General features: G+C 34.2%; 3 protein-coding genes. All 3 read right to left on the bottom strand.

Features of this window, described 5'->3' with window-relative positions:
* Positions 1-16: 16 nt before the first annotated feature.
* On the bottom strand, positions 17-8,026 hold the full coding sequence (locus tag K9M53_RS06065) for an RHS repeat domain-containing protein (protein ID WP_224018730.1): 8,010 nt from the start codon (positions 8,024-8,026) through the stop codon (positions 17-19).
* A gap of 87 nt (positions 8,027-8,113) precedes the next feature.
* On the bottom strand, positions 8,114-8,935 hold the full coding sequence (locus K9M53_RS06060; RefSeq protein WP_224018729.1) for a hypothetical protein: 822 nt from the start codon (positions 8,933-8,935) through the stop codon (positions 8,114-8,116).
* Positions 8,936-8,955: 20 nt separating this feature from the next.
* Complete coding sequence (locus tag K9M53_RS06055; protein WP_224018728.1) at positions 8,956-16,527, bottom strand: hypothetical protein; 7,572 nt, start codon at positions 16,525-16,527, stop codon at positions 8,956-8,958.
* Positions 16,528-16,536 lie beyond the last annotated feature (9 nt).

Here is a 16,536-nt window from a genome sequence, read left to right as displayed (position 1 = left end):
AAATATATTGTTTTACTTATCTTTTAATTCCATCGTCATCTTTTATAGTATGTCCTGCATTTTCTTCTTCACAACGCCATTTATCATATCTAGTTGCATCATTAACTTGATTTACCCCAATTTTTACATTTTTAAGGTTATTTAAATATCTTAAACCACCTTTATGATTTGTCCGGATTGGTTGATATGTCGGATTCTCACCATTATTCTTTTGTTCCCAACTGTTGATTTGACGAACATATACATTTTCCTTTGTTTGGATATTTTTCTTTTCTTCTTCCGTATCAAATTGGGCATCATATCCATATGTTAGAGTGGCACTTGCTTTGAACTTTGTAATCGCATCTTTATCCTTTTTACTTGCCGTTAATGCATCATCAGCATCCTGTGCATGTCCTAGTTCATGAAGTAATACTGTAGAAGGAGATAGAAATCCTTTTAAAAATCCATGATCATCTTCAACAGAGAAATCTGTGTTAAAATCCCAATTTAGCGAGCCTATTATATCTTCTCCATCTTTATTAGTTTTACCTAAATTATCAACGTTTAAATCAAATGCTTTAGAATCTGCCGCAGTATTTTGCTCATTGGCTTTAAGATAAGATATTTCAACTATTCCTTTTGAACTTGCTAACTGATTCCATATCTTGGTTCCTTCTTCTGTATGCATATTATAAACACATGCTTCGTGAATTTTCATTACGATTTCCGGGCTTCCTTTTGGAGGTGCAATCCCAGGCGTATAATCATAATGACCGCCAGCATAATAAATTCTAATTATTTTACCAGTGGGGTCAATAAATGAAATAGGATTATTTGCGGTATAATTGTATGGGCTCAAATCTGGATACTTCATTTGTAGAGGATCTAAACTCAACCATCTTCCAGTTCTAGTATCATAAATTCTTGCTCCAAAATCCAAATCACCACTTGCAATGTCTTTATCTTTTTCTTTCCCATTAAACCCATACCTATACTCACTTACATTGTTATAACTTCTTCCAGGCATATCCATCCCAAAGGGATAGTAATCATTAGCATTAATTACATCTGCTTTATAATAACTTGCTACAGGTATTGGTTCGTTTTCTACATAATCAGTACATGGTTGCAACATAGGGTCAATGTAAGCCGTGAATGACACAAAAGGATTTTGATCTACTGCATTAAAACCAGGTTGAAAAACTATACTTTTCCTTGCCACATAAGTTAGTACAGCATTACGATAAGGTACAATTAAATCGTCTTTCGCACCTCCGTTTTCGCAACCGCCATTATTAGCGTCACTACCGGGATATATAAGTATCTTCCTATCGCTTACTGTAACTAATACATTACCTAAGTGATTGCTGAGTTCAAAAAGCTTTTCTCCTCTTGTAAAGGTAAACAATGCAGCTTTGGTATCATCATTAAATAGCTCTTTTAATCCATAACCCGCATCAATGTTTACTTGTACGGGGGAAACAGATTGAGTTGTTACCATTCCCAAACGGGAACTTCCATATATATATGTCTCGCTTTGTACAAAACCTTCATTGTCATTAGGCGTATAAATACTCATTACGTTTCCCGATGCATCCCGCACATATAGAGTAGTTTTTGAACCGCCTGCATAAGTACTTATTGTTTTGGATATCCTGTTTCCTGTTGCATCATAACTATAATTAATGTATGTTATGCAATTATGACATCCTGATCCAGGATCTGTATTTTTAGTCACCTGTTGTATTTTCCCATATACATTCCATGTAATATCTGTAATATCTGATGCTTTATCTTCTTTCAAGTTTCCAATCTGATCATACGTATAGTTATCATTATGAGATTGATTATCTATATCATCTGTATAATTATTACTAATAGTTGGATCATCTTCAACCTGTGCTAATTGATTTGTATTAGCATAATAATTATAATTCAATTTATCCATTGATTCAGGCATACTTATCGCTGGAGCGCCATTTCGATCATAAGTTCTGATATTTCCATTAGGATCGTAGGTGGCTACTTCTGCATAATCATGAATATTACTGGCAGAAGCCCAACTATTATTTTGCAATCCACTAAAAACTTTCATACTGACTATACGGTTTAACTGATCATAGCCATAATTGTAAAATAACGGATCTGCGTTTGTTGTAGCTGGATCACCTTTCAACAGCCCCGCATTATTAATACTTATCCCTGCAATATTGCCATTATAAAGAGATTTAAAACTTCCATCGCTGATAATATTAGCAAACGCACTTGTTCCACTAATGGAAGAGTAGTCTTTTGCTCCTGCTGCTGAAGATAAATTATCATAATAATGTAATGCAAATCCATAAACATCACGAGCTACTGGATTAGGTCCTAAGGTTCCTGTTGATGGTGAGCCATCTTTTCCAATATCCGTAGTACCGTCGAGGCTTGTACTATTAACACCTTTTAACCAACCTTGCAAAGTATATGCATAATCTAAACCTTGTACCTGCAATTGACCTAATATAGTACGGGCAAGTAGTCCATGTTTGTAATAATTGTATTTGGCATCATGCTCCCACACTATTTGATCTTTACTTGTTTGTACTTCAATCAGCCTATTTTCTGCATCATACATATACCGGTGATAAAAAGCATCTAACCGGTTAGGTTGATAGCTTACCTGGTTTACTTTACCACTTAGCAGATCATAATCATAATCAATTGTTTTAAAGCGATTAGGATCTCCTATTGGAACTACTCCCTTATAATCTTGCAATAATGTGTTTACATTCCCATGGATATCATAAGAATAGAAAGTGCCCGTGTAATAATCACCGTCAGGATTGGATGGTGATGTTGCTATAGACGTATAGGTAGTATAACTAACCCTGTTACGTAAATTTTGTTGGTCTGTAAAATCAGTAGTAGGATGATTATTATGAAATAGGTCATACCAAACATCATAATGAGTACAAGTTATTTGCTCCCTGGAACCATAACTATTATTATTAAACCAGGTTTCGTATGGCGTAGGATTGCTACCAACTCGCACACTGGAGCTAATTGTTTGGTTCATACTATTTGCAGCCTGTGGCTTTTGTCCTACTTCTATAATTCTTCCCAAACCATCGTATACTGTGTAACTATATTTATTATCTATTTTTTGTTGTGCATTTTGGCTCACAAGCAAGCGACCTAATCTATCGTACCAAAACAATGAAGTATTGGCATCAGGAGTACTTTGCGCAATTACCTGATTAAGGCTATTGTAACGGTAATTTGTACTTAAAGTATGAGTAGGAACATAAGAACTACCAGCTAACTTAGCTGCTTCTACTGCATCTGTAAAAGTCTTTGTAAAATTAGGATTTACACCTTTCGGAGGCACGGTTTTAACTAAATTACCAGCCTGATCGTAGTAATATAAAGTGTAATGATATTCTTTGGGTTTATACGTTACTGAAAATGTTTCTATACTTTGGACACCCAGGCATTTTGCACGATAATCAGTTTCAAAATTTCTGAGCAAATATTGCATCTGTAAATTATAAATATGTTTTGCTATTGCAGCTGCCATATCATCTACTTGCTTACATTTATTCTGTGGCTTAATATCAGAAGCATCAGTAAGCGGTTGACTGCTTTTACATACAACTGTTTGCGAAGCATTAGTGTTGGAAGAAAATTGGCTAAGAGTACAGCCATTTTCATTTGCTTTCTTAAAGTAATCGAGCCAAGTTAATTGAAATCCTGTTTTATAATTTACAAACCTTGCGAAAGACTCGTTTATAGCAATTTCACTTTCAGTAAATGAAATATTATCAGCAGGGGCAAAAACCGGCAAGATATGAAATTGATCATAGTATTGTTGAATATAAGAACTCAACTGAGAACAAGTTAAACATTCTCTTACATAATTACATTGTAAATAATCAGGTATTGGCTGGGGATAAGAAAATGGTGCAAATGGAGGTGTACTAGATGCTTCTTCGCCATCTGTACCTGTGGGACGGAATTGTAGACCTCCATCACAATAATCTTCGAGTGCATTATACAAATCTTCGGTAATGGTTTGCCCATATTCTTGTTTTAGATAGGCATTAACAGAGAAATAATTAATATGCCCCGCAATTTGTTCTTTTATCTGTGAAAATTGGGTACAGTAACAATCATCAATATGATCTGTGATAGTAGGTATTAATTGTGGGGACTTCCCATAAGGTTTTGGACTTTCTATGACGTATGGGTTGCAAAAATTGCTAATATCAATAGGTGGGTTTACAGATGCAAATACATCGGTTATGACGTCTTCAAAACTTGAATAGTTGCCAGTTGGGGTATTAGGCGCATTAGAAGAGCCATAAGGATTATTGACATCAATACTTCTTTCACAAACCGACTCCATTCCATCTATAATTCTTTGAATAATTTGATCTTTATCACTTCTGCTTGCTAATTGATCGCATTGTAGTAATTCATTCGTCCATGTAGCAATATAAGCTTCACACTGACTTTGTGGTGATGTTGTTGGAAAAACTGATGTGCTATGAGTAGGGTCATTATACCATGAATTAAATCCACTTTGTGTCGCAATTTGATCATTATTAACAGGAAAACGAAGTATATAGTGTTTGCTTATTAACTGATCGGCATTAGAAAGAGGTACATTATAATCGATATATTGATTTATATCTGATTCTCTCGCGGAAGAATACATACCTTGAAAATTTGTCCAAAACTGGTTAATTTCCACACTATTAAGTAACCCGGAGTAATAGGATAATACTTGAGGCTTAGATGGAGCATTTTGGCAGTCATTTGTAAAGGCAGTAGCATCACTTGGATTAACAAGGCCATCTCTCCTGCCAATTACACTACCATAAGCAGCTTGCCACATATTTACTTTGGCTCCTCCTGCTAAAGCCATGTAGGTACTGCTAATTTCCTGAAGCTTTTTTATCATATTTGTCCTAAGCATTTGGGCTCTTGAATCACCAGTTAAACACATTTGATAAAATGGATCATTATCAACTATGGAAGTAGCTGTAGATAAATATTGTCCATAAGCTGTAGCATAATCCATATTCTTGAATCTACTATCCCAATCATATACTGACTGAAGGTTTTGTTCGGCAAAAAGCAATTTTTGATACTCTGGGTGATAAGGTAATAATTGTTCTTCCCATTGATCCTGAAATTGATTTGCGAAATCGGCAATCGATAATTGAGTTGGATCTGTTGCAGCAGGATAAACATTCCCTGATTTGTCAAGATAAGCCCCAACTGTTCCATCTTCTTTTTTAGGAAGTTTAAATAAAGGTGTTGGTCTTGTTGCCCCTATATAAAGAACATCATACAACGCATAAAATGGATTAGTATCTCCTGTTGTATTACCTGTAGTATTAATATTTTGTACTTGATCAGCTGGGAGTTTAAGGTTATCTAAAGCATATTGACCAAAAAACGGTTTCATATCATGTAACATTAATTCACGTTTGCTGACATTTAAATGAGATATATTAGGATTGAGTGCATTACATCTCGCACGTTGTGTACTAAAATTTTCTTGAATTTCATTTAAAAGCTCAGGCGATATGGCTCCGTTAGGATCTATATGAAGTGATGTTAAATAGTTATTTTTATATGCGGTAATATCCCCTGTGTTGTTGGGGTCTCCGATATTGTCTAAACACTGTTGGCATGTTATATTTTGAGCATCTGGATTTCCACAATCAGACGATGCTTCTAGGGTTGCTTTAATACTATTGTAAATAGCGTCATAGTTGACCTGGCATATAGCATCTTTAATATAAAGTTGCTTATTGGCTTCCAGGCTTTCATCACTAATGGTTAATGTTTTTCGTATAGAATAAGATCCTGGAGGTAGAGTATAACAAAAGATTATTTGACTGTTTGGAGTAGAATTATTTCCACTACACTCATCTGTTACATTATCACTTTGGCTAAATAAAGGGGTTGGTGTACTACAATCATCATCAGGATTCAATTTAATATTATTAAACTTTTTTGTAAGTATCACAGGATTATCCAATTCACCTGTTTCATCTACTATTGAGAACTCTAAATTATACATACAATCAAAACATAAAGGAGTAGGAGGAGTATGTGTGATGCATGACATTTCCTGTAATGCCTGTGGATTTAAAGAATAATTAAATGTGTATTTAGTTGTTGCAGGAACTAATATAGAGCTTACTGATTGTATAGAATTACCTACAATCATGTTAGCACTATTATCGTTAGAGTTATTATCGTACGGATTATCTAAAAGATTCCTTGTTAAATCAGAAGTAGGGGTTTGTCCAGGATAATCAGTTGCATATTTTGGATTGTCTTTAGGATCATTAATGTATGCAAGATTAGCAGGAGCATCTCCAGCTAATGCGGTAGCAATAGTTCGTCCATGCATATCAACATAACTCACACTCATTTGCCCGTTAGCATCTTTTACCATGTTTTTAAAATAATGAGATTTATTACCTACCTCTGTACCAAACAAACCATCCAACATTTCCTGTTCTGCGTCACCATAATAATATTTTGTTTCTTTTCCACTACCAGCTTTAAATGCTGCACCAACACCACTTTGAGAGGCAATTCTACCTGTTGCATCCGGGGTATATCGAGTTACAGTGTATGGATATTTTTCGGCATCAGGTATGTATGCATTCTCCGCAGCTTTATTAGCGTTATCACTACTATAATATTGAGATGCCCCCTGTACAGATGAAGTTGATGAAGAGGTAAGTAGTTCGGGAGTGCTATAATTTATATCAAAAGAAAACATTGCCGGGTCTTTAGGTAGACCAGGAAAAGGATCAGTATTACTTTGAAGGGTCTGTCCATTAAATAAATTGAGTCCTTTAATATATTGTATAACATTGCTTATTCCTGGCGCTGGTAATACTTGAACAGCAGCTCGCCCTTGACCATCGTAAAAAGTTTCTGCAGTAACTACATTTTCAGTTACATTATCTTTTGTCACTGTTTGCCGGTTTCGCAGAGAGCCGTCAAAATATTGCATTACTGTCTTATGTTTGCCATCTTCAGCATAGGTAGTAGTAACTTGCCAATTTAAATCTGGTTCATGTCCGGTAAAATCATATGGTGTTCCTAATGTCCAAGGTCCTTCCATTCGTGTACCATTATTATTAACATTTACTGCTCTTATACGATAATATAATTTCCCAATTCCATCATAATACAAAGGAATTTTAAAATATTGTTTTTCATATTTTATGCTGATATCTACTCTTGTTGCATTATTTTTAAACAATTGATCCATGTTAATACTCTGGTCGAGGTTTTTATATTGATCGTTTTCATCATTTTCTAACCATGTCCATTCCAATTGAGTATAGTTATACCCTGCATCTGCCGGCCATTGCCAATCTATTTTATATTCATCACCAACCATTTGCCCAGTAAAAGTTGAAGGCAAAGGAGTTACATTATTAGCCAATGTATAATAACGTGTTACCTTCATTTCGTTTGTAAGCAATAGCACATTTCGCATATCCACTCCTTCTACCATTGGAACATTTATATCATTTGCATTGACAATGCTTATTTTCACGTATTTCGCATTTTCAAAAGAGAAATAGCTTTTTGAATTGTATTTCGATCCCTCCTCTTTATTAAAAGTAACTGTAAGTGTTTGGTCTGTTGCTGTAGTTTGTGTAGCAGATTGACCGTATTCAATATGTACAGTTACAGATGCGGTAAAGTTATCCGGTATTAAAATATTTGCTTCTTCTACAATACTAAGCGTAATTACATTTTTAATTCTTTCATCTATTTGATTAGTATTCCGGGCATATTGCAAAGTGGAAAAAGCATCCTTAGCTATTGCCAAGCTAGGTGTTGGAGGTGTTGTCACATCAACTGTCCCTTTTATAGGCTTACCAAGTATTGTTTCTTCAATACCTTCGTCGCCAATTGCGTAACAACTGCTGGTTGTTAAAAATATAGCTATTATTATTCCTAAAAAACGAAATGTTTTTTTAGAAAATATATCAAATTGCAGGAAAATCATTTTCATATTTTTACACATAATTTGTGCTTTATACAGCTGTTTTGCAATATTGTAGATTCGCTTATTCTTAATATACATAAGCACTCTCTACCTCTAATTAATATTAGTTGATATTTGGTATTGAGAATATTTATTTATAGAAACATACTGCCCCTGTTCATTCTTACGAATTCTTTCTGCTATATCTGGAACCAAAATACCAGTCTGATGTTGTATGTTTTTATATATGTAGGTACTTATCTGTTCTTTTACTACATAGTATTTATTTTTTTTTGTTACAATCAATTTCTCTTCCATAGTCGGCTTTATAAGTAACTGCTGATATACTGTAGAGTCTATTGACACCAACTGCCGAGTTAATTTTGTTACTTGTTCTGGCTCGTTTGTTTCTGAATTAAAAAGCATTTTTATTTCCTCTTCTGAAAAATTTGTCTCCTTTAATAATGTGCGGCTACTTAATTTTATTTCAGTTATTATCGTAGATATATTGCTTTTTGTAGCTTTATATTTTTCGTTCCATTTTAAAATCATTGAATCAGACAAAATCATACCTGTCATTTTTTGCAATTGTTGTTGCAATTGTTTTGTGTTTTTAAACAAGGTCATATGCTTAATAGGGTTACTTATTATAAGGGCTGTAGAATCATTAGCCATTTCTTCTATTTCACCAAACTGCATATAAGATTTATTTGAATCCAAAATAAAGTTTGCTTTCACTGATCCAGTGTCTGATTTATCTAAAATATAATTAGTGCCCTGATTATATTCAAGCGATAACTGCAGTGGGATCTTCCTATAATTATTACATATTTCCATAAATTCTTTAATAATGGCTACATTATTTTTTTGCTGCGCCTTTATTGAACACTGGCATAACAAACTCACGATTACAGCTACTGCTGTTTTCTTAATCATCTTCTTGTAATTTTTTATATTTAAAATCCAGTTATATTCTTTTGAATAGCACTTCGCGTTTCTGTTAATGTTTTTATTCCTTCTATTGTTTCGGCCTTTGTTCGAACTAAAGTGCCTTCTTCATCATATTCATAAAACTTGGCATAATTATTTTCGTCTAACTCAGCATTTAATCGCAAGCTTAAAGGATCATACACATAACTCTTCATATTACTGTTAAATGGATGAATGCGTATATCATCAAAATAGATTGGTGCGCCCGTATTATTAATAAATCTTAATTTCATCGAAGTTGCTAAAGATGGTGCAGTAAATAATCCTTCGTAGCGTTGCCAACCATCTATTATTGGACCTGCAGGTGTTAAAGAAAAAGAAGTGCCATCATTAAATTCTGCATTAACCTGGTTACACGCTACTCCATTTTGAACATTGCTGCAATCTGCATGTACCCATGCACTGAAAACCATTTTTTGATTAGCAAGAATATTAAAGGATGAATTAGACATTGCATCTGTAACTGCAATAGGCGTAATAACCGGACAGCCAGAGCTTTCAGAATAATTTAAAGATTTATAGCCTACTGGACGCGCTGAAGGAGGCGATAAAATACCTGCATCAAGACTACATCCTACCTGAAAATTCGGCCATTCAATTTGAGCTGCGTAGGACGAAATTTCAATATAAATAGAGGCCTTATACATGCCTGCGCACAAATCCATTGGATCTCCGAATTCTTTAAGATAAGGATAAGGATGCCCTGAAGGTGTCGGACCGTCAAATTGATTAGTAATAGGAGGCAGAGTATATGAAGGATGATCAACTGAAGTCAACGTATATTTCAATTTCATGTATGAATAGGTCGTATGAGCATAACAAGGATTTATCGGATCGTATATTGGATAATTCTGACTAGGATCAGGCAGATTATTAAAAAAGCCTGTAATGAGTCCATATCTGCCTGATTCTGGAATTTGTACATATTGCTCTAAATTTATTTCTGAAAATATTGTATTTCCATCACAGGAGGTACGTCCCATGTCACTTGTTAAGTCAAGATAAAAGCCTGCCCCAGTTCTTGTGTAAGAAGATCCGTTATAAATATCTATACCATCATTATAAGGATGATCGGCGGGCGAAAATATTACAGGTTTTGTAAAGCTATTAACAACTGATGTATTAAGTGTTACATCGCCTTTAATATATGAATCAAAACTTAATGGGATATTTGGATTATCAGAATAATTTTTTTGATAGCTATTAAAAGGAGAAGGAAAATCTTGTACCATTGTACCCGAAATAACATTTCCTCCTTTATCAGTATAATTTTTAATTATTGGCGTATACATACCAAATGACATGCTAAAATCATCAGGGATTAAACTTGGATTTTTTACAGGTATTGTTATATAGTTGTTATCTATATTAGGATCAGTTGGAGGTATTGCTAATACATATCTACCTGTATGCGCAGAAAAATTAGTATTTTTTGTATCAGTAATTGTTCCAACATTAGTAAAATCTAAAGCAGGTTTAGCACAATTGAGTTTTGTGCCAGGATCAATGTCAGTATTAAAATCACCATCTTCAAATCCGGCATAAACAGATTCGTTAGATCGAGCGTTATTAGTAATCGCTATAGGAAGTGATTTGAGATAACCGTATTGTGCATTTGTATAAATTCCAAGAGGGTTTACTGTTTCCAACTCCATCCCTTTGGAATTTATTTTCGTAATTTGATCACCTAATGTCCATTTGATATTAGCAGAAGTGTTTGGTACAACGCTTTTAACTAATGAACCATTTAAATTATTATTTGTATAAAAACCCCAATAGCTAACAAAATTATAGAGGTACCCATTATCAGAAATATTAGTAGGTATTAATGGATATGTTTCTGTTCTTTTGTCATAAAATACTTTATTTACAAAAGGTTTGAAATTACCTACTAAGCCTTTTTTATATGGGTTGATAGTTTTTTCCATGTAACCGCTACAGTCTTCTTTTGGCACATTTGCACAAACAGAAGGATCAAATACATCTATATAGTGTTTGAATACATCATTATCTATTTGCCATTTTTCTTTATACTCAACCGCCATTGAATTTACTACCTTATCAGAAATGGCATCAACAATAAGTTTCCGGAATGAAGTGCCAGTAGGATGTTGACCAGCGGCTGTTAAAGAATTATTTAAAGGTATTACTGATGAACTGGCACCCTCAAACTTTATTCCATAAATTGCATTGGTATTTTTAACAGGAATCGAATACAACCTCGGGCTAATTATATCCCTTGTAGACAAACTGGTCCAATTTGCGCCTCCGTTTAGTGATTGATATACGCCTAATTGTATTGCGCTTGTTGGAAAACTTCCAAACGTAATAAGTAAAGATTGTGAACCATCTTCATTGTCTGATAACTTATATTCAATTCCATAAGGATTTTCTGTAGTAGGTGTGATAGTTTTTATCGGATTGGTCATTGCGTTAAATGTCGCTAGAGTAGCATCCAGCATATTTCGTTTTCCACTACGCACAATTCTAAAAGGGACATCATTTTTGGTAATTAAATTACCTGAAGCATCCATAAATACAAAGTTTGGATTAGGATCTGCAAGGGCTGTGGTGTTCTTATTTTTGTCATATGCCCATAATAATGTGTATTGTATATTACCGGAAGGTGGTGGACAAAGAATAGTTGGGTCTGTTCCCTTATCCAAAACATATAATTCATCGCCACTCTCAAATACATCCTTAGGATTGAGCGTATTAGCTCCATCACTTAAATTACTTATTACTCCTTCTTTAAAAGTAGCACTGTAAGTCGCGTCAATATTTTTATATGCTAACCCCATACCACTATAAGCCCAATATGCCGGATACTTCGTAGAATAAATAGGCTTATTAAATTCATTATTTGCGCTATTTACTATTACATTCCCAGTTTCAGCATCATATAAAAGATTTTGAGTAGATACTTGGCTACCCTTGTCTATTACAACTACTTTATCAAGCACACTATGATAATTAACAACTTTAGTTGTTGTTACAGCTCTATATGTATTTTCACATTCACCTGTTACTGGCCAAATGCCAGGTAACCATGGAATTATAAATGATTCAAGTTGGCCCTGTACTTCAAAGCTGGTAGATTTTACACTAAATTCTCTCGTGTCGTTCATTAACTCCACGTCAATCCCCATGTTACCTTGTACAATCGTTCCATCAGAGTTTACAAAATCAAATTTTTCATTTAAACCATTAGCTCCGGTATTTTTATAGAAATTTTCAGTATAATTAATTAACGTTTTTTCATCATCATTTGTACCAGTTCCTGCCTGGTAAGAAGCCTGTGATTTCATTTTACCATGCATATCATTAGTGGCTATTAAAAAGCCTTGTGATAGCGATTTTAGGTCTAATGAGTATTTATAATAAAAGTTGAATATATCTGGTGCAACATGTTTTTCTTTATCAGAAATACCAGGTTCTAAAAATGTATTGTTGACGAATACTGGGAAATCTTTTGCTGTATAATATTCTGTTACTTGTTTACCAATATCGCTTCGCAATTTATTTACGCCTGGTGGCAAATCTCCTCTATGCATAGAACGTACAGTAACTTTACTATAACCTACACTAGGAGCTGGAAAAAATGCATCTAAAACAGGAAGAGTTATAGTACCATAACTGGCTGGACCTAATGGCAATCTATTCTCTACCTGCACAGCAGTGTGAAACGGATTTTCTTCTCCCCCTGTGGAAGGTTCATAGCTGGCAACTCCACTACTTATTGTCCTTTCTGCTCCATTAATATTTTCTGTGGTTGTATAATCATATGTCTGTCCATACATAGAATTATACTGCCCTGTCATTTTATTCCAATTATCATTTAATTGAACGGATTTTACTCTTTGCCCTCCCCCATATTTACAACCAAAAAAATTATTAAGACGAACAAAGCACCTATCTGGGTCACATTGGTTGGCTAGTCCGCGCTTAGAATTTACAGGATCTTCAAAAGCAGAAACTAATCCACTTAACATATTAAGTAACATTCCCCCCACAGCAATTATCCCTGAGTTATCTGTCACGTTTACAGGATAAGTTTGATTAGGAAGTTGATTCTTTAAAAATTCAACTGCTGAAATTGAAAGAGGATTATAAAAATTACCATCGCCTACCTTTTTTAATCGTACCCATATAATACCTTGAACCGTTGTTGCTCCACAACAGGAAGAAGGATCAGAAGCATCAGAAGGATCAACATTGGCAAAAGACGTTATATATTCATACCCTTTAGGCATTTTAACAGCTAATTTAAAAGCCAATTGATCTTGACCTTCTATATAATACTTGTAGATATCCTTACTGCTTGAGAAAGATGTTGGTACATTAATAAATACATAATTATTTTCGCTGGAAGCTAATGTTGGAAGAATATTAAATAGTGAATAGGAATGATGACTATAATCTGGGTCAGGGCCAAATCCCATTATTTTCACCATATCTGAAGCTCTTTTATCCTGAACAAATGCATAATCATCGCTTTCATACGTTACGTCTATTTGACCTCCGGATGGCAATAATATTTTTTTTAATGACCATGCACCTGCATTTTCATCTGCTGTAGTTTTATAAGATCTATCTTGTATATCATAAGGATAATCGCTGTTTTTCATTCGGCTTGAATTACCATATGTAGGATTCGTTAAAGCCGATTTATAATTTCCCCATCTATCAGATGCACCTATTGTATAATCCGGATTCCCTTTATTACTAGTATTTTCATAAGAAAAAACATAACGGTTTTTAATTACATTTTCCTGTCCGTTAAAAGTAAAATATATTTCTTTTAGAGTGAGTTTACCATAGTTGTTAGGCTCATTTACTGTACCTTGTTGTCTATCATTATCTGGAGTATTTTTACAAAGAGAATAATCATATACAAAATGCACTGTCTTAATAGGCTTTGCAGGCTTTGTACCAGTTAAACCATTTTTGTAAAGATCAGCCTTGCTGTATAAATCTATTCTTCTGAGAAGTTGCTCAGAATTATCATAAGTATCTATCGGTTGTAGTTTATCGAATACACCTTTTCCATCATGCCTATTTTCCAAAGTAAAAATAGCAACCATTGTTTTAGATTCAACTACTCGTAAATACCATGATTCTCTTTCACCATATGATATTAGTCCCCTGTCATCGCTTGTTTCAGTCAACTTACCCGCATTAAAGTTCGCATCAATTATTCCTGATGTGCCAGACATAGGCGTTTGCCACTTGTGAATACCAATTTTCGAATAATCAAATTTTACAGCAGTGCCTAAATCATCATCAGTAATGCCATCTCCTGTAAGATCAACATAATCTGGAGATAGAACTCCTGATAATAAAAACGAATGCGCATATGCTGGTGTTGTAGTTTTCTGCAAGTACCCATCGTGATCTCCGGCTGTAGTACCTTCATCAGGTTCGGTTGAAGTGGTAGAAAGAGTAACTCTATCTGGCTTCTGTGCTACTTCATTTTCATTTACAGAAAAAGTAAAATCTGTCTGTATTTGATTATAAACTGGTATCCCATAAATATATCTTCGTCCGTTATTCTCTGTTACATTTATCTGCGAAATTTGAGTTTCTCTATGAGATTTTTTGGTATCTACATCATTAATCGTTCTATCTAGTTCATTGTATGCTAAAGAGAAGGTATTATCATTATTCTGTTTAACGATAGAACTACCAATTAGATAATTTTTTATTTTTTTATCTAATCCTATATTGGAGGCTTCTTTAGCTGTTAAAAAATTAATAACCTGTGAACGTTTCTTACGAGCTTTATCATCCTGAATAGTAGACAAATCGGTAGTAGCACCGGTTATCATATTACCTTGATTATCAAAATGCTCTAAAATTGGTTCTATAGTTGGATTATCCGCATCTGGACCTAATCGTAAACGCACTAAATCAAGTCCTCCCATACGATCAAATTGACCTGTATTTAGTACACTTGTTTCACCTGGATTACGAAAATAAACATTCTCAAAACTGCCGGATGCAGTTGTGAAGTTTTTGATATCCTTTAATTTATTTCCATTCTCCCATTGTCCTATTTTCGATGGCGTTAAAACAATCCCGAAATTACCTCCCAAGTGTCCTCCTGCTAAATCAAAACCTAAGCTAAAATTACCATCCTTAGTTTCTGTATAATTATCTCTTACATAACCTATATCATTTCTATAAGCTCTTATACTTCCTCCTGTTCCTTCTCCTTGTATTGTAAATACATCATAATCATATTGAGGCGCAGAAATAATTGGTGTGTTGGGAGTTACTTCATTATCATTTAAGCGCGAAAAATCCATTATCGCATTAGGGTCGCTTGCTGCATTTTGATAATACAAATAACCAATCATTTTTTTATGCTGGGTTATGTCCCCCTGTGCAACATATGATTTCTGAATAAAGGCCTCAATATCTCCAGATAATGTTATTCCAAACATTCCAAAGCCACCTTGAACATGGCCTGCTATTGCAATATTAGAAAGTGGCATACGGATAGAAGGCAAATAACTAGGTTTGGCAAAGGTTATTTTAGTTGATCCTGAAGCGCCATCCACAGGAGTTTCCTGTTCTTTGCGAGATGCAGAAGTTTGATCTGTAATTTGTAAATCTTTTATTCCATAACGGGAATTATAGCTTGTACCAATTGACAATTTATTTCCAATACTAGATACTTTTCCTTCATTAAAATAGGTTGATGACAAAGAAGCATTAGGACTTAATGTGAGTCCATCACGTGAACTTAGATGAGCATCTAAGCTTAAACTGTAACCTAAGCCGATTGCCGATTTTTCTGATAAGGCTTTTTGAGTAATAGTATGTGCATAAGCTCCTTTAAGACCTATATCAATTGCAGGCCCAAGGTAATTATTAAAGGACACTTGCATAGAAGCCGTTAACCATTTAGGCAAAACCTTTATTCCCATTCCTTCTAAATCGGGTGTAAAGGTTACTCCCCATGTAGTATTAGGTTTCATGTTTTGAGTTTCTGTTTGTTCTTCCGAACCATCAAAATCATCAGGCACTCCTCTAGTGTTTCTTGTAATACTCCCAGGATTAATATTCCAACCTAAACCAACCCAGCTTGACTCTTGTTCCATAGTAATTGAGCCATCATAAAAGATATTTACAGGATATCCCCCTACATCTAATAATGGTATATTGTAATTAAAGTTTCCAGAGAATAGATCAACCATATTACTAGCATCAATCGCTTTAAATGATGACATTTCTGGTTGACTTGGTCCCCCAATATCAAGTTTTTGTTTTAAGGAATTAACTAAAACTGCTTGCTTTCTATTTAAAAATTTAGATATGCTAGTAGTCTCTTTTTTATTTTCTACATTCCTTTTTTTCAAAATCGGTTCTTGTAAAAAAATGTGAGGCTGGTTTATTATATAAGGTATATTGTTATAATGATTAGTAGCAATATTGTTAGATGCTCTGGTAAGGCCAGGCAAAATCGAAAAACAAAATGTGCATAATAAAACCCAGGCTACTGTTTTTTGATATCGTACCAATTGCAAAATCATATAAATCTA

The organism is Ferruginibacter albus (genome assembly GCF_020042285.1).
GTDB classification, from domain to species: Bacteria; Bacteroidota; Bacteroidia; order Chitinophagales; family Chitinophagaceae; genus Ferruginibacter; species Ferruginibacter albus.
The sequence above is the reverse complement of the archived record's forward strand: the minus strand, read 5'-3'. Positions and strand labels throughout refer to the sequence as shown.